Consider the following 15,833-nt stretch of genomic DNA (forward strand, 5'->3'; position numbering starts at 1 on the left):
AAAACGGGAGGGCCCCGGCCGCGGCCGGAACCCTCCCGTCCTCTGTTCTTTCGGGTAGAGCGCGGTTACTCGGCCTTTTTCAGGACCATTTCCATCGGCTGTCCCATCATGTCCATGGTGAGCTTGATTTCTCCGGGAGAAACCACGCCCTTGTAATCCATCTTCATTTCCTGGCCGCCGAAATCGAGGACCACCGCAAACGAGATGTTGTTGCCCTCGATCTTGCCGTCCTTGATAGGGGTCTGCGTGCCGTCCGGCCCCGTCGTGGAGCCGGTCAGGGTCGTCCCGTCCGCCTTGAAGGTGTAGCCGATCTTCATCGGGGCGCCGTCCATGCCCGGGAGTTCCGTGGTCCATTTCCCGTCCACGTCCGCTCCGAACGCCAGTCCGGCCACCAGAAACAAAGCTGCAACCAATGCCAGTCTTTTCATGCCATCCTCCTTGTGTGCTGCTCCATATAAACGATCGGGCTCAAAACATCAACCGGAATCCGCCTGCGGGGGCTTCAGCGGCCATTCCTAACCGCAGGACGGGGCAATCCTCCCCCCCTCGAGGCGGAAAACCCGGCTCGAGAGGGCGCTCACGATGTCGGGATCGTGGGTTGCCATGATCACGGTGATATTACGCCTCCCGACGGCGTGATGTAACAGTTGCGCCAGAATCGGCCGGGAAGCGTCGTCGAGCGAATTGGTGGGTTCGTCCAGGAGCACGATCGGGGTCTCGACGACCAGGGCGCGCGCCAGCGCCACCCGCTGCGCCTCCCCCCCGGAGAGGAGGTGCGAGTGCTTGTCCAGGACCGGCGCAAGGCCCAGGGCGCGCGCGATCTCCTCCGTGCGGTCCCGGATCTCCCGGTGCGGGAGCCCCCGCACCCGGAGGCCGTAGGCGATGTTTTTCCGGACCGTGGCGGAAAAGAGGACCGGTTTCTGGTGGACCAGGGTGACCCGTCGGCGCAGCTCCCGGTCCCGGTTGCGGACCGTTTCCACCCCGCCGAGGCGCACGCTCCCCGCCGTGGGGGTACGGAGCAGGGCCAGGATCGAGAGGAGGGTGGTCTTGCCGCAGCCGTTGGGGCCCATGAAGGTCGAGATCCCCCCCGCGGGGATCTCCAGGGCGGGGATGTCCAGGATGGTCCGGTCGCCGTACGCGTGGCGCAGGTCGCGGATGGTGTAGGCGGCCCGGCCGTTCATGCCGTTTTCCTCCGCAGCAGCCGGGCGCCGATGTTGACGCCGAAGGCAACGACCAGCAGGACCATCCCCAGGGCCAGCCCCAGCGCGAACTCGCCCCTGCTGGTCTCGAGCGAGATGGCGGTGGTGATGGTGCGGGTGTACCCGAGGATGTTCCCCCCGAGGATGATGGAGATCCCGACCTCCCCGATCACCCTCCCGAAGGCGGTGATGCAGGCCACGAGCAGGGCGGGGCGCGCCTCCTCCGCGACCGTGACGAGGGTGCGCATCCTGCCGGCTCCCAGGGTGAAGGCGGTTTCCCGGACCACGGGGTTGACCCCCGATACGGCGCTCGAGGAGAGGGAGGCTATCAGGGGGAGGATCAGCACCGTCTGGCCCAGGATGATGGCGGCGGGGGTGAACAGGAGCCCGAGCCGCCCCAGCGGGCCCTGGTTGAAGACCAGGGTGTAAACGAAGAGGCCGACCACCACCGTGGGGACGGCGAGCAGGGTGTTGAGCAGGTCCTCCACGAAGCGCTTGAAGCGGAACCGGGAGTTGGCCAGCGCCACCCCGAGGGGGACCCCGACGAGGGAGGCGATCAGGGTACTGGCGAGCGAGAAGCGGAGCGAGGCGGCCACGATGGTGGTCACCTCGGCGTCCGCCGTGAAGATGAGGCGCAGCGCCTCCTTCGATGCCTGGGCCAGGTCGTTCAAGCGGTCACTTTCCCGGCCCGCAGACCGGACGGAAGAGCGCGTGCCCGCCCGCGCGGAAATCCCCGATCAGCTTCTGCCCTTCGGGGGAGCAAAGCCAGTCGACGAGCTCCAGCGCCAGGGGGGCGTTGACGGTGGGGAAGCGTGCGGGGTTGACCTGGATGACCGAATAATGGTTGAGGAGGTCCGGATCCCCCTCGGACAGGACCTCGAGCTTCAGCCGGCCGCGCCGACCGAGCCAGGTGGCCCGGTCGGAAATCGTGTAGGACCCCTTTTCGCCCGCCATCGTCAGCGCGGCCCCCATCCCCTGGCCGATTTCGAGGTACCAGGGGCCCGAAGGGGTGATGCCCGTCTTCTTCCAGAGCGCCAGCTCCTTGCGGTGGGTGCCGGAATCGTCCCCCCTGGAGATGAAGGCGGCCCCCCGCCGCGCGATGGCGGCCAGCGCCTCGGAAGCGCTCTTCACTCCCCGGATGCGGGCGGGGTCGGCCGGGGGGCCGAGAATGACGAAATCGTTGACCATCAGCGTCTTCCGGTTGACGCCATGACCCTGTTTCACGAATTCGAGCTCCGCCTCCGGGGCATGGACCAGGACCAGGTCGACATCGCCGCTGGACGCGAGCCTGAGCGCCTGACCGGTTCCGACCGCGATGACGTGGACCCTGCAGCGGCACCGCTCCTCGAACCGCGGGAGGAGGTAGGGAAGCAGGCCCGAATCCTGCACCGAGGTGGTCGTGGCGAAGCGCAGCCTCGGCGTGTCCGCGGCGCCCGCGCCCGCGGCCCGCAGCAGGGGGAGAAGGCATATCAGGATCGTTCTGAGGATGATGGTGCGCATGAGAAAACCCGAATGACGGTCCCGCCCGGACCGGTCAGTCCCTTTCGTAGACCACCTTCCCGGTGTCGCGGACCTCGTACCCCCCCATTTCGACGATATTGGACTTGAAATCGTCGGAGCGGAGGACGGTGCAGAGCGCCTGGACGGCGTCGGTGGAAAAACTGGCGGTCGGGATCGCCAGGTCGAACCGCTCCCTGGCCAGGGGCACGAAATCGAGCCCCAGCATCCGGGCGGCGGCCATAATGCCGATGCCGACGTCGGCGCCGCCGCTGAAAACCTCGAGGGCCACCTCCATGTGGGTGTAGGCCGTGCGGCCGTAGCCTTCGATCGACTCGGAGTCGATGCCCAGGTCCCTGAGCCCGTAATCGAGGAGCACGCGGGTCCCGCTCCCTTCCTGCCGGTTGATGAACTTCACCTTCTTGGCCGCCAGGTGCTTGAGATTCTTGATGGTCAGGGGGTTCCCCTTTTTGACGATCAACCCCTGCTCCCGGTGCGCCACGTTGAGCAGGACCACCTTCATTTCCGGGAAGTGCTTTTTAATGAACGAGCTGTTGTACTCCCCCGTCTCCTGGTCCAGCAGGTGGGTGGCGGCCACGTGGCAGGTTCCGTGCTCGAGAGCGATCAGTCCCGCCAGACTCCCCACGTTGGAGATGGAAATCGTGTAGTCCGGGTTCTGCAGGTTGGCGTTCTTGACCAGCAGTTCCAGGGCCAGGTCGTTGCTCCCCGCGATAACGACCTGGTGTCCGGGGTCCTGGTGGGGGGAGGGGGTGACGCTTTCCCGGGCGCTCGCGACCACCCATTCCTCGATCAGGTTCTTGGGGAAAAGCCATTTGCCCGTGATCCGCGTGGCGGGGATCTTCTTTTCCTTGATCAGGCGGTAAACCTGTTTCTCATTGATGCTGAGATACTCTGCAACCTCTTTGGTGGTGAACATTTCTCGAGTCATGGCGAAACAGGCCTCCCTCGGAAGGATGACGGACAATACCAAATTTTAACCGAATGTTACCCGGAGTCAACGACATTCAGGCCGGGGCCGGGACGCGGCGCGCCCGGCCCGCGGACCCTACCGGATGCGGGTGTCGTTGATAAGGTACTTGGCCGCGACGTAGTTGAGGGATTCGGCCGTTTCGAGTCCCCCGGCAAGCCGCCGGAGGGTTTCCAGGTCCGATTTCCACGCGACGTCCCCGGGGGCGAACAGGCAGATGGCGCCCGGCTCCGGTTGCGTGAGCAGCCGGCCGTCGGCGTAGCCGTACCAGGTGTCGCAGATTTCGGTCTCGTAGGCGTGCATCATGGGGGGGATGTCCCCGGGGGTGAACCAGAGCTTGATTTCCCGTTCGGCGTCCGCGGGATTGGCCGAGGCGTGGATCAGGTTGTCCATCCGGTCGCTGATCACGCGCCCCGAGGCGTCCTTGATCGGGACAAGGGTCCCCAGGGCGCGGATGCATCCCGGCTTGTCCTCCCTGGCGGCATGGGGATTGGTTGGGCCGGCGATATCGCGGATCTTGCGGATGGCGTCGGGGCCCTGGTAGACGATGGCGACCACGCGCCGCTTCCAGGGCTCATTCTCCCAGTGGAGGCTCCCGGTGATGTAGTCCAGGAGCGATTCGTAAAACGCCTTCCCGCGGTGCTCGGCGTAATGCTCCTCGGCCAGGATCCGGCTGACGGCCACGATCCTGGCCCCCGCGAAATGGAGGCCGGAGTGGAATTCGGACAGCTGCGAGAGCAGGTATCCCGTCAACGAGTTTTTAAGGGCGTCGGGCTTGAGAAGCACGAGGGTTTGTTCCAGTTCTTTCTTGTCCATTCGTCTGGTCCTTTCCTATTATGAAGGGGGACATTATAGCATCCGCCCGCGGCCCGCCGGGGGCTAAGTCGCCGACCGGGCGCGAATTCTGCTATTCTGGAATGACGGGAGGCCAGACGATGAAGAGATATCCGAGAAGGTCCGTGGGATGGGGGGCGGTCCTGATGCTGTCCGCGGTCCTTTGTCCCCCCGCCTCCCGGGGGGACGAAGAGACGGTCCGGCGCCTCTTCGAGGGCGCCATCGCCGCCATGGGGGGGGACGCCTACCTGGGGGTGAAAGACATGGTTTCCGAGGGGCGCTATTTCCAGTTCGACCGCTACGGGAACTCCTCGGGACTGATACGGTTTACCGACTACACCAGGCTCCCGGACAAGAGCCGGTTCGAGCTGGGGAACCGGAAGAAGGAGCTCGAAGTCACCGTCTTCAACCTGGAAAAGGGCGAAGGGTGGATCCTCGAGGGGCAGAAGGAGACGCGCGCGGCCACGGCCGAGGAAATGCAGGAATTCCGGGCGGCGGCCAACCACAGCCTGGACAACATCTTCCGTTTCCGCTACCGCGACCCCGGGAACAAGCTGTTTTACCTGGGGGCGGGTGAGGGGAAGGATGCGCGCCTGGAAATGGTGAAGATGATCGACCCGGAAAACGACGAGACTGTCATCTATTTCGACCGGGTTTCCAGGCTGCCGGTGAAGCTCGAAGCCCATCGGCGGGACGGCCGCGGGGTGCGGGAACGCCTCACGAGCGAGTACAGCCAGTGGCACGTGATCCAGGGGGTGAACACCCCGCTGCGGATCGACGGGTACACCGGGTCGAGGCGCGCTTTCCAGCAGTTCATCACCAGGATCACCTACAACAACGATCTCCTGGAGGAGGTCTTTTCCCGGCCGGAGCCGCCCAAGTAGGGCTTCCCTGGGAGCGGCCATGCCCGAGTTCTACGACATCTCCCGGACCCTCGAGGAAGGGATGGAAGTCTGGCCCGGGGACCCGGAGTTCCGGAGAGACTGGGTGGCGCGCATTCGGGACGGGGCGCCGGCGAACGTGTCCGCCCTTCATCTGGGGGTGCATGCCGGGACCCACCTCGACGCCCCCCTTCACGTCGATGACGCCGGGAGCGACGTCGCCCGGCTGCCGGTCGGGACCTTCATAGGGCCCGCGCGGGTTTTCGGGATCGACTCCGCGGGGGGGGTCCGGGCGGCCGACCTCGAGGCCCTCGACTGGGAGGGGGTGGAGAGGGCGCTTTTCCGATGGGCGGCCCAGGGCCCGGGAGACCCCCCCGGCGGCCATGGATTCCTCCACGACGACGCCGCGCGGTTTCTCGCGGGAAGGGGATTGCGCCTGGTCGGGACCGACGCCCCGGGCGTGGACGCGCCCGACAGCGCGGACCTTCCCGTCCACCGGATCCTCCTGGGGGGCGGGGTCGCCATTCTCGAGAACCTCTGCCTGGGGGGGGTCCCTCCGGGGGATTACGAACTGATCTGTCTTCCCCTGAAGATCGCGGGGTCGGACGGCTCCCCGGTCCGGGCCGTGTTGAGGCGGCGAAATCCCTAGCCCGCGTCCGCCAGGACGGGCTCGACCTCGTTCGCGGTGAGGACCCGGCAGCAGTCGTGCCTTTTCGAGATGAGGGCGGCCAGGTCGGTGTGGATGGCGTGACCGGCGCGGTCGGCCTCCAGGCGGCCGATGATGGGAAGCCCGCAAAGGGAAATATCCCCGAGCAGGTCCATCAGCTTGTGGCGGACGAATTCGTCCGGGTAGCGCAGCCCGGTGTTGAGGACCCCCTCGGAATCGAGGACCACGGCGTTTTCGAGCGAGCCGCCGCGGATCAGGCCGAGGCCCTTCAGGTACTCGATGTCGGAGACGAAGCCGAAGGTCCGGGCGCGGGAAAGCTCCCGGCGAAAGGCTTCGGGCGTCAGCTCCAGCTCGATCCGCTGCTGCCCTATCGCGGGATGGTCGAAGTCGATGGCGTAGCTCGCCCGCGGGACGCGCCCGGGGTAGACGCCCGCCACCTTGTCCCCCTGGCGTACCTCGATCGGGCGCTCGATCACGATGTACCGGCGCGGTTCCCCTTGCTCGACGATGCCGGCGGCGAGGAGGCCGTCGGTGAAAGGGGCGCACGATCCGTCGAGGATGGGGACTTCCATGGAATCGAGGTCCAGGCGCGCGTTGTCGATGCCGAGGCCGTAGAGGGTGGCGAGGACGTGCTCCACGGTCGCAATCATCACCCCCTTCTTCATGAGGGTCGTGGCGTAACTGACCTTCGCCACGTAGGCGCGCCGGGCTTCGATTTCGAAGTTCCGGAGGTCGGTGCGGCGGAAGCGGATGCCCGAGTCGGGCGGGGCGGGCAGGATCGCGAGGCGGACCGGGTACCCGGTGTGGAGCCCCACTCCCTCGAACTCGACTTTTTCCTTCAAGGTTCGCTGATACCTGAACATGCCCCATCCCCCATCGATCGCCCGTGGTCGGGCGGAAGCTCTGCCAGCAAGATCCATTCCAGTCGTTGCGGGATGGCTGGAGTTTATGTAATGCATTGAAGATAATAATTTTATGTAAACCCGGGCCGGCCGCCTCCCCTGCCGGGCCACCCCCATCGTGGCAATTATGACACACCTGTCCGGGCGGGAGGCGGGACCTGCCGATTTCTCCTGTTGCGCGCCGCCCGCGATCTGTGGTACTAATGGCGCATATTCGGGTTAGAGAGGCAATGAAAGGGACATTTACCAATCCGGTCAGTTTGTGGTGTTGGCGGGGCCGGCCCAAGTCCGCCTGGGTCGGTTGGTCCCCAGTCCCCTGACCGTTGCCGTACCAAGGGGTGAGGAAGCCGTGAGCGACTCAGGACGTTCACGGTTTTTTTTTGCGTACCCGTTTTGAGGGTCCGACATGATTCAGCCGTCACTGGAAGAGGTGAAAGAGCTCGCGCGGCAGGGGAACGTGATCCCGGTGTCGAAGGACATCATGGGGGATCTCCTCACCCCGGCCGCGGCCTATTTGCGGGTGGCCCACGGCCGGAGCAGGGTGTTCCTCCTGGAGAGCGTCGAGGGGGGGGAGCGCCTGGCCCGCTATTCGTTCATCGGGTGGGACCCCTTCATCACCGTCCGCGCCCGGGAGGGGGAGGTTTCGGTCGAGCGCCGGGGGGAGGTCGTCCGGGAGCCGGGCCGGGGGCTCGAAAAGCTGCGGGAGATCGGCCGGGGCTTCCGTCCCGTCGCCGTCGGCGACCTTCCCCCGTTTTTGGGGGGAGGGGTCGGGTATTTCGCCTACGACCTGGTCCGCCGATTCGAACGGCTCCCCGAACTGGCGGCGGATGACCTGGGCGTGGACGATTACGGGGTGATGTATTTTTCCACCATCCTGGCCTTCGACCATCTGCGGCACAGGATCCACATCATCGCCAACATCGTCGACGACCGGGGCGGGGCGGACCTGGAGCCCAAATACCGGGACGCGGTCCTGCGGATCGAACAGGTCGAAAAGCGCCTCTCCGTCCCCATCTCCCTGCCGTCCCCGCCCGTGCACGAGGAGATCCCCGAGCCGGTGTCGAACGTCGGCGCGGAGGAATACTGCCGCAACGTCGAAAAGGCCCGGGAGCATATCCGGGCGGGCGATATCTTCCAGGTGGTGCTGTCGCAGCGCTTCACCATGCCCGTGACGTGCGATCCGTTCGACATCTACCGCGCCCTCCGTTTCATCAACCCCTCCCCCTACATGTTCTTCCTCAGGATGGACGACCTCGTCGTCGTCGGGGCCTCCCCCGAGATGCTGGTGAAGGTGAGCGGCCGCAGGGTGGAATACGGCCCCATCGCAGGCACCCGCCCCAGGGGGGCGACCCCGGGGGAGGACGAACGCCTGGCGCGCGAACTCGAGGCGGACGCCAAGGAGCGGGCCGAGCACATCATGCTGGTGGACCTCGGGCGGAACGACCTGGGGCGGGTGTGCGAGTACGGCTCGGTCAGGGTCACCGACCTGATGCGGATCGAAAAATACAGCCACGTCATGCACCTGGTCAGCGGCGTCGAGGGGACCCTCCGCCCGGGGCTGGACTGCTTCGACGCCCTGGAGTCGTGCCTCCCGGCGGGGACCGTCTCGGGCGCTCCCAAGGTGCGGGCCATGGAGATCATCGAATCGATGGAGCCGTGCCGCAGGGGGATCTACGGCGGGGCCGTCGGTTATGTCGATTTTTCCGGGAACCTGGACACCTGCATCGCCCTGCGGACGCTCCTCATCAAGGACGGGACGGCCTATATCCAGGCCGGCGGAGGGATCGTGGCCGATTCCGACCCGGTGCGGGAGCGGGAGGAATCGATCAACAAGGCCAGGGCCCTCGTCCGCGCGGTGAAATTCGCCCACGAGGGCTTCAGGGGCGCCATCGGCGGCGGCGGACAGGGAGGGCGGCCATGATCCTGGTCATCGACAACTACGACTCCTTCACCTTCAACCTCGTGCAGTACCTCGGCGAGCTGGGGCAGCGGCTCCGCGTCGTCCGCAACGACGCCGTCTCCGTCGGGGACATCGAGGCGCTGGCCCCCGCCTTCATCCTCATCTCCCCGGGTCCGGGGCGCCCGGAGAACTCGGGCGTCATCATCGAAACGGTCCGGCGCTTCGCCGGAACCATCCCGATCCTGGGGGTGTGCCTCGGGCACCAGGCGATCGGGGCCGCCTTCGGCGGCCGGGTGGTGCGGGCGCCCGAGATCATGCACGGCAAGACGAGCCAGATCCACCACGACGGCCGTACCCTGTACCGGGACCTGGACAACCCCTTCCGGGCGACGCGCTACCACTCGCTGGTGGTGTCCCCCGACGGGCTGCCCGACTGCCTGGAGGTTTCCGCCCGCACGGCCGACGGCGTGATCATGGGGCTGCGCCACCGCTCGCTCCGGGTGGAAGGGGTGCAGTTTCACCCCGAGTCGATCCTGACCGACGCCGGCATGCGGCTGCTGGCCAATTTCGTGAACCCTTGAAAGGGGGGATGATGCCCGAAGTCCCGACCGAGTACGTGCTGCCGGAATCCCTCCGGGGAACCATCCTCGAAAAGATCATGCGCGCCAAGGCGCGTGAACTGGCAGGGTCGAAGGCGAAGCTCCCGGCCCGCTCGCTCGAGGAGGTCCTCGACCGGGCCCCGGACATCCGCCCCTTCCGCAGAGCCCTCCTGGCGCACCCTCCCGCCGTCATCGCCGAAATCAAGAAGGCGTCCCCGTCGGCGGGGGTGATCCGGGAGGATTTCGACCCGCTCGCGGTGGCCGGGGAGTACGCCGCCGCGGGTGCGGCCGCGCTCTCGGTCCTTACCGAGGTGCATCATTTCCTCGGCGGGCTGGAGACCTTGGCCCGCGTGCGGTGGCGTTCGAACCTGCCGCTGCTGCGCAAGGACTTCATCGTCGACCCCTACCAGGTCCTGGAGGCGCGGCACGCGGGGGCGGACGCGGTCCTCCTCATCGCCGCCCTGCTCGACGCTCCCGCCCTCGAGGGTCTCCGCCGAGCGGCGGAGACTCACGGGATGGAGGCGCTGGTGGAGGTGCACGACGAACCGGAGCTCGAAAAGGCGCTCGCGAGCGGGGCCACCCTGGTCGGCGTCAACAACCGGAACCTCGCGACCCTCGAGGTGTCGCTCGACGTCTCGCTGCGCCTGGCCCGGCTCCTGCCGAAGGGGGTCACGGCCGTTTCGGAGAGCGGCATCCGCACCGGCGAAGACATCCGCCGGCTCCGGGACGCCGGGTACCGCGGTTTCCTGGTGGGGGAGAGCCTGATGCGCTCCCCGTCCCCCGGGGCGGCGCTCCGGCAACTGCTCGGGTAGAGGCGGGGGAGGGGCCATGACGAAAGTGAAGGTGTGCGGGATCACGAGCCGCGGGGACGCGGTGACGGCGCTCGAGCTGGGGGCGGACGCCCTCGGCTTCAATTTCCACCCCGCGAGCCCCCGGTTCATCCGGCCCGGCGCGGCGGCGGCCATCATCCGGCGCCTCCCCCCCTTCGCGGTGACCGTGGGGGTTTTCGTCAATCTCCCGGCCGAGGAAGTGGCGCTCGCGGCGGAAGCCTCCGGCGTGGGGGTCCTGCAGCTGCACGGGGACGAGACCCCCGAAACGTGCCGCGCGCTGGCCCGGTGGCCGCTGGTCAAGGCGCTGCGCATCGGCGGGGAGGGGGTTCCCGGGGACCTGGAGGCATACCCGGTCGGGGCTTTCCTGCTCGACGCCCGGGACGAGGCCCTCTACGGCGGCACCGGGAAGACGTTCGACTGGACTCTGGCCCGCGCCGTCTCGCGCGTGCGGCCCGTCATCCTGGCGGGGGGGCTCCGGGCCGAAAACGTTTCCGAAGCCATCCGAGTCGCCCGGCCCTACGCCGTCGATGTCTGCAGCGGGGTGGAAGCGGCCCCCGGCGTGAAGGACGCCCGCGCCCTCGCGCAATTCATGAGAGAGGTGAGAGATGTCAGACAGTCCGATCACCGGCCCTGACCGGAGGGGGCGCTATGGCGCCTACGGGGGGCGCTTCGTGCCCGAAACCCTGGTGGGCCCGCTCGAGGAGCTCGAGGAGGCCTATCGCGAGGCTTCGGGGGATCCCGGTTTCCGGCGGGAACTGGAGGGGCTGCTCGCATCCTACGTCGGGCGCCCCACCCCGCTCACCCGGGCGCGGCGCCTCGAACGCCTCCTGGGGAAGGGGCGCGTCTATCTCAAGCGCGAGGACCTGACCCACACGGGCGCCCACAAGATCAACAACGCCGTCGGCCAGGCGCTCCTGGCCCGCCGCATGGGCAAGGGGCGCCTCATCGCGGAAACCGGCGCGGGGCAGCACGGCGTGGCGACGGCGACCGTGGCCGCCCTTTTCGGGATGCGGTGCGAGATCTACATGGGGACGGAGGACATGCGCCGGCAGGAGCTGAACGTCTTCCGGATGCGGCTCCTGGGGGCCCGGGTCCGCCCCGTCGACAGCGGCACCCGCACCCTCAAGGACGCCATCAACGAGGCGATGCGCGACTGGGTGACGAATGTCGCCGACACCCACTACCTGCTCGGGTCGGTGCTGGGCGCCCACCCCTACCCCTGGATCGTGCGCGATTTCCAGTCCGTGATCGGGCGCGAGGCCCGCGCCCAGGTCCTCGCGGCCGAGGGGCGGCTGCCCGACCTGCTGATCGCGTGCGTGGGGGGGGGGAGCAACGCCATGGGGCTCTTTTACGATTTTCTCGGCGACCCCGGGGTACGCATGGTCGGGGTGGAGGCCGGGGGGCGCGGCACGGCGCTGGGGGAGCACGCCGCCCGCTTCGGCGGGGGGCGCCTGGGGGTCCTGCAGGGGACCTACAGCTATGTCCTTCAGGACGACAACGGCCAGATCGCCGCGACCCACTCGGTGTCCGCGGGGCTCGATTACGCCAGCGTCGGCCCGGAACACGCGTGCCTCCACGACAGCGGCCGGGTCACCTACACTTCGGTCACGGACGAACTGGCCCTGGAAGCCTTCCAGCTCCTCGCCCGGCAGGAGGGGATCATCCCGGCGCTCGAGAGCGCCCACGCCGTGGCGGAACTGGTCCGCATGGCCCCCGGCCTCGGCCGGGACTCGCTGGTGGTGCTGAACCTGTCGGGGCGCGGCGACAAGGACGTCGCCCAGGTGGCCCGGATTCTGGAAGCCGGGGGCGGGGAAGGAGGGACGGATGACTGATCAGGGAGAGACGGGGACCCGCCGCATAGGAAAGATGTTCGACCGGCTGCGCGCGCGGGGGGAAAAGGCCTTCATCCCCTTCATCATGGCGGGGGACCCGGACCTGGAGACGACCGTCCGGCTCGTCCCGGAATTGGAGCGGGCGGGATCCCACATCGTGGAGCTGGGGGTCCCGTTTTCCGACCCGGTGGCGGACGGGCCCGTCATCCAGCGCGCCGGCATGCGCGCGCTGCGGCACGGGTACGCGCTCGGGGACTATCTCGGGGCCATCGCGGAGATCCGGAAGGTGAGCGACATCCCCCTCATCCTCTTCAGCTACCTGAACCCGGTGCTGCAGTACGGGCTGGAGCGGCTGGCGCGCGGGGCGCGCGCCGCGGGGGGCGACGGCGCCCTGATTACGGACATCACCCCCGAGGAAGGGGACGAATACCGGGAGTGCATGCGGCGCCACGAACTGGACTGCGTCTTCCTGGCCGCCCCGACCAGCGGTCCCGAGCGGGTCCGGCGGATCGCCGAGTGCTCGACCGGTTTCATCTACGTGGTTTCGCGGGCCGGGGTCACGGGAGCGCGGCGGGAGCTTTCCGGCACCGTCAGACCGACCGTCGAGCGGGTCCGGGCGCACACGGCGCTGCCGATCGCGGTCGGTTTCGGGATCTCGGCGCCGGAGCAGGTCCGGTCGGTATGGGAGATCGCCGACGGAGCCGTGGTGGGGAGCGCCATCGTGGCCGAGATGGAAAAGGGAGGGGACGCCGCGGGGTTTCCCGCCCGGGTCGGCGCGTTCTGCCGGTGGCTATCGGGGGCCGGCGCCTGATTGTCAGGTTGTGCCGCCGCAACCCGCCGGGTTCCGGGGGAAGGGATTCAGGGAGGTCCGCCAGTGCATACGATCGATTTCGAGCCCGTGGGCCGGCGCGGGAAGTGCCCCGACGGGGAGTCCCTGCTGGAATGCGGCCGCCGCCTGAACGTGGACATCGTCAGCATCTGCGGCGGAATGGGCATCTGCCACCAGTGCAGGGTGCAGGTCATCTCCGGCCCCGTCAGCGGGAGGACGCCGGAAGAGGCGGCGGCCTTCTCGGAGCAGGAGCGGGGACGGAACTGCCGCCTGGCCTGCCGCACCTGGCCGCAGGGGGACGTCAAGGTGCATATCCCGCCCGAGTCGCTGTCGGCCCCCCAGCGCACCCAGGTGGAGGGGCTGGAGGTCGAGATCGAACCGGAGCCGCTCGTGCGGGGACTCGAGGTGCGGCTCACCCCCCCCACGCTCGAGGAGCCCACTGCGGACGAACAGAACCTGAAAAGGGCCATCGGGGAGCAGCACGGGGTCCGTGCCGGGATCGTGGATCTCGGCGTCCTCCAGGAGGGTTTTCCGAAGATCCGGGAATGGGGGTGGAGACTGTCCGCCGCCCTGCGCGGGAATGAAGTCGTGGCGCTGGGGGCGCCCGCGACCCGATGGCTGGGCCTGGCGGTGGATATCGGGACCACCAAGATCGCCTGTTACCTGGTGGATATGCAGACGGGAAAGACCCTCGGCTCGAGGGGGCTGATGAACCCGCAGATCGCCTGCGGCGAGGACGTGATCGCGCGCATCTACGCCGCGGGGAAGGGGCCCGAAAACGCCGGGAAGCTTCAGGATCTGCTCGTCGAGGCGCTCGACAAGGCCCTGGAATCGCTTTGCGAGGAGACGGGTTCGGTCCGGTCGGAAGTGGTCGATGCGGTGATCGTGGGAAACACCGCCATCCACCACCTCTTCCTCCGGCTTCCGGTGCTGCAGCTGGGGCGATCGCCCTACGTGCCCGCCCTCCGCTCCGCCCTGGACGTCAAGGCCCGCGACCTGGGGCTCGAGCTCGCGCCCGGGGCCTGGGTGCACCTGCTTCCCAACATCGCCGGATTCTGCGGCGCGGACCACGTCTCCATGCTCCTGGCGACGGGCTTGGCGGAGATGGAGGGGGTCAACCTGGCCATCGACATCGGCACCAATACCGAGATCTGCCTGAATGTCCACGGCCGCATGGCCAGCGTCTCCTGCGCCTCGGGCCCCGCTTTCGAAGGGGCCCATATCCGGCACGGAATGCGCGCGGCCCCGGGGGCGATCGAGCATGTGCGGTTGTCCGCCGCCGGGCTGCAGATTCAGACCATCGGGAACCAGCCCCCGATCGGCATCTGCGGTTCGGGCCTCCTCGACGTGGTGGCCCAGCTCCGGCTCCACGGTATCCTGGACTCCGGCGGGAGGATGCTGTCGCACCCCCTGGTGCGCCGGCTGGACGGCTCGCGCGAATTCGTGCTCGTCGAGCGCGCGGGGGAGGAAGCGATCACCGTGTCCCAGAAGGACGTCCGGGAACTGCAGCTGGCCAAAGCCGCCATCCGCCTGGGGATCCGGGCCCTGTGCGAAGCGGAGGGGCTCGAGGAGGGGGTGATCGGGCGGGTCCTCATCGCCGGGGCGTTCGGGACCTTCATCGACGTGGAGAGCGCCGTCGCCATCGGGATGCTCCCGCCCCTGCCCCTGGAGCGGTACCGGCAGGTGGGGAACGCGGCGGGGACGGGCGCCCGGCTCGCCCTGATGTCCCGCGGTCGGCGGCTGGAGGCGGAGCGGATCGCGGAGCGCACCCGGTACATCGAGCTGGCCGGCATCCCCGATTTCGGCCGCAAATACGCCGAGGCGAGCGTCATCGACCCCCGCTAGCCGCCTCCCCCGGCGGCCGTCTCAGGGGCATTCCGAGAAATGGTAGAAGCGGCCGACCTCGATCGATGCGGCGCCGAAGCAGGCGTGGTCCCCCTGCACATCGGGGACGTAACCGGTTTCTTCCCCCGCCTCCCCGATCCAGAGTTCCACCCGGGTCGGGAAGTTGGCCTTCGAGAGCGGCTGGATCTTTCGGCGGTCGCGGTCCTCGAGCTCGGGCGCCTGCTGGCTCACCAGGTAGGCGGTGAGCCTTCCCAGGTCGCCGATCAGTTCCCCCTGGCGCGAGTAGGCCTTCGTGCCGTCCCCGAAGTGCCAGACGAAGATGGCCACCCGGTCGGGGAAGGACTGGGCCGTCATCTGGGTCCAGTAGGAGGTCCAGGTGAACTCGGCCTTCCCCCCCTCGTGGAGCATGAACCCGGTCCGCTCCCTCTGGATCCCGTCGTGGTCGTATGGGCTGTGGTTGCGCAGCTGGGCCGTTGCCGCCGGCCCGGCCGCGATCAACAGGACAACAAGAAAAACGGTGGTTTTCGGCAGGCGCATGGTTCCCCTCCCGCCCCATTATACCCGAATCGGGGGCGCGGGCTGAACCGGCGCGTCGCCGGGAGTCAGTTTTTCCCTCCGGAGAGCGAGTTCAGGAAATCGCTGTTCGTCTTGGTCTTGGAAAGTTTTTCCAGGAGCAGCTCCATGCTTTCGACGGGAGAGAGCGGGTTGAGCACCTTGCGCAGGACCCAGATGCGGGCGAGGTCGGCCGAGTCGACGAGCAGTTCCTCCTTGCGGGTCCCGGACTTGTTGATGTCGATGGCGGGGAAGACGCGCTTGTCGACCAGTTTGCGCTCCAGGTGGAGCTCCATGTTGCCGGTCCCCTTGAATTCCTCGAAGATCACGTCGTCCATGCGGCTCCCGGTGTCCACCAGGGCCGTGGCGATGATGGTGATGCTCCCCCCCTCCTCGATGTTGCGCGCGGCGCCGAAGAAGCGCTTCGGCCGCTGCAGGGCGTTGCTGTCCACGCCGCCCGACAGGACCTTCCCGCTCG

Annotated in this window: 18 protein-coding genes; 9 read left to right on the forward strand and 9 right to left on the reverse strand. The window is 67.9% G+C overall.

The window, feature by feature from the left end:
• Positions 1-65: 65 nt before the first annotated feature.
• The 6 genes from GXY47_14285 to GXY47_14310 form a co-directional block, all read right to left on the reverse strand.
• A complete protein-coding gene (locus GXY47_14285; GenBank protein NLV32312.1) occupies positions 66-428 on the reverse strand; it encodes a hypothetical protein in 363 nt (120 codons plus the stop codon).
• Positions 429-515: 87 nt separating this feature from the next.
• Positions 516-1,181: an ABC transporter ATP-binding protein gene (locus tag GXY47_14290; GenBank protein NLV32313.1), complete on the reverse strand. Its 666-nt coding sequence runs from the start codon at positions 1,179-1,181 to the stop codon at positions 516-518.
• Positions 1,178-1,870 (reverse strand): ABC transporter permease, encoded by a 693-nt coding sequence (locus GXY47_14295; GenBank protein ID NLV32314.1) that lies wholly within the window; start codon positions 1,868-1,870, stop codon positions 1,178-1,180. The genes GXY47_14290 and GXY47_14295 overlap by 4 nt, the downstream gene beginning before the upstream one ends.
• Positions 1,871-1,874: 4 nt before the next feature.
• Positions 1,875-2,699: a solute-binding protein gene (locus GXY47_14300; protein ID NLV32315.1), complete on the reverse strand. Its 825-nt coding sequence runs from the start codon at positions 2,697-2,699 to the stop codon at positions 1,875-1,877.
• Between the two features lie 34 nt (positions 2,700-2,733).
• Positions 2,734-3,645 (reverse strand): helix-turn-helix domain-containing protein, encoded by a 912-nt coding sequence (locus tag GXY47_14305; GenBank protein ID NLV32316.1) that lies wholly within the window; start codon positions 3,643-3,645, stop codon positions 2,734-2,736.
• 117 nt (positions 3,646-3,762) lie between these two features.
• Entirely contained in the window at positions 3,763-4,500 is a 738-nt protein-coding gene (locus GXY47_14310) for a nucleoside-diphosphate kinase (protein NLV32317.1), read from the reverse strand.
• 119 nt (positions 4,501-4,619) lie between these two features.
• Between GXY47_14310 and GXY47_14315 the strand changes: the two genes are divergently transcribed.
• Together GXY47_14315 and GXY47_14320 are read left to right on the forward strand one after the other, a co-directional pair.
• On the forward strand, positions 4,620-5,402 hold the full coding sequence (locus GXY47_14315; GenBank protein NLV32318.1) for a hypothetical protein: 783 nt from the start codon (positions 4,620-4,622) through the stop codon (positions 5,400-5,402).
• Positions 5,403-5,421: 19 nt separating this feature from the next.
• Positions 5,422-6,048, forward strand: a complete 627-nt coding sequence (locus tag GXY47_14320) for a cyclase family protein (GenBank protein ID NLV32319.1) — start codon at positions 5,422-5,424, stop codon at positions 6,046-6,048.
• Here the strand turns inward: GXY47_14320 and GXY47_14325 are convergent.
• A complete protein-coding gene (locus GXY47_14325; GenBank protein ID NLV32320.1) occupies positions 6,045-6,929 on the reverse strand; it encodes a UDP-3-O-acyl-N-acetylglucosamine deacetylase in 885 nt (294 codons plus the stop codon). The two genes, GXY47_14320 and GXY47_14325, sit on opposite strands and share 4 nt — an antisense overlap.
• A 445-nt stretch (positions 6,930-7,374) precedes the next feature.
• On the opposite strand from GXY47_14325, the gene trpE reads away from it, so the two are divergent.
• The 7 genes from trpE to GXY47_14360 all read left to right on the forward strand — a co-directional run bounded on the left by trpE (position 7,375) and on the right by GXY47_14360 (position 14,803).
• Complete coding sequence (trpE, locus tag GXY47_14330) at positions 7,375-8,889, forward strand: anthranilate synthase component I (protein NLV32321.1); 1,515 nt, start codon at positions 7,375-7,377, stop codon at positions 8,887-8,889.
• Positions 8,886-9,449, forward strand: coding sequence for an aminodeoxychorismate/anthranilate synthase component II (locus tag GXY47_14335; GenBank protein ID NLV32322.1), 564 nt, complete (start codon positions 8,886-8,888; stop codon positions 9,447-9,449). Before trpE ends, GXY47_14335 begins: the two co-directional genes overlap by 4 nt.
• 11 nt (positions 9,450-9,460) lie before the next feature.
• Positions 9,461-10,279 (forward strand): indole-3-glycerol phosphate synthase TrpC, encoded by an 819-nt coding sequence (gene trpC / locus GXY47_14340; protein NLV32323.1) that lies wholly within the window; start codon positions 9,461-9,463, stop codon positions 10,277-10,279.
• Between the two features lie 16 nt (positions 10,280-10,295).
• Positions 10,296-10,931 carry a phosphoribosylanthranilate isomerase gene (locus GXY47_14345; protein ID NLV32324.1) on the forward strand — a complete coding sequence of 212 codons (636 nt, stop codon included), beginning with the start codon at positions 10,296-10,298 and terminating at the stop codon, positions 10,929-10,931.
• On the forward strand, positions 10,903-12,129 hold the full coding sequence (trpB, locus tag GXY47_14350; protein ID NLV32325.1) for a tryptophan synthase subunit beta: 1,227 nt from the start codon (positions 10,903-10,905) through the stop codon (positions 12,127-12,129). Before GXY47_14345 ends, trpB begins: the two co-directional genes overlap by 29 nt.
• A 34-nt stretch (positions 12,130-12,163) precedes the next feature.
• Complete coding sequence (locus tag GXY47_14355) at positions 12,164-12,940, forward strand: tryptophan synthase subunit alpha (GenBank protein NLV32326.1); 777 nt, start codon at positions 12,164-12,166, stop codon at positions 12,938-12,940.
• A gap of 63 nt (positions 12,941-13,003) precedes the next feature.
• Positions 13,004-14,803: a DUF4445 domain-containing protein gene (locus GXY47_14360; GenBank protein NLV32327.1), complete on the forward strand. Its 1,800-nt coding sequence runs from the start codon at positions 13,004-13,006 to the stop codon at positions 14,801-14,803.
• A gap of 21 nt (positions 14,804-14,824) precedes the next feature.
• Here GXY47_14360 and GXY47_14365 read toward each other — a convergent pair whose 3' ends face one another.
• Together GXY47_14365 and rho are read right to left on the reverse strand one after the other, a co-directional pair.
• Positions 14,825-15,340 carry a hypothetical protein gene (locus GXY47_14365; GenBank protein ID NLV32328.1) on the reverse strand — a complete coding sequence of 172 codons (516 nt, stop codon included), beginning with the start codon at positions 15,338-15,340 and terminating at the stop codon, positions 14,825-14,827.
• Between the two features lie 65 nt (positions 15,341-15,405).
• Positions 15,406-15,833: transcription termination factor Rho (rho, locus tag GXY47_14370; protein NLV32329.1), on the reverse strand; the 428-nt coding region annotated here is incomplete at its 5' end.

Source organism: Acidobacteriota bacterium (assembly GCA_012729555.1).
Lineage (GTDB): Bacteria > Acidobacteriota > UBA6911 > UBA6911 > UBA6911 > UBA6911.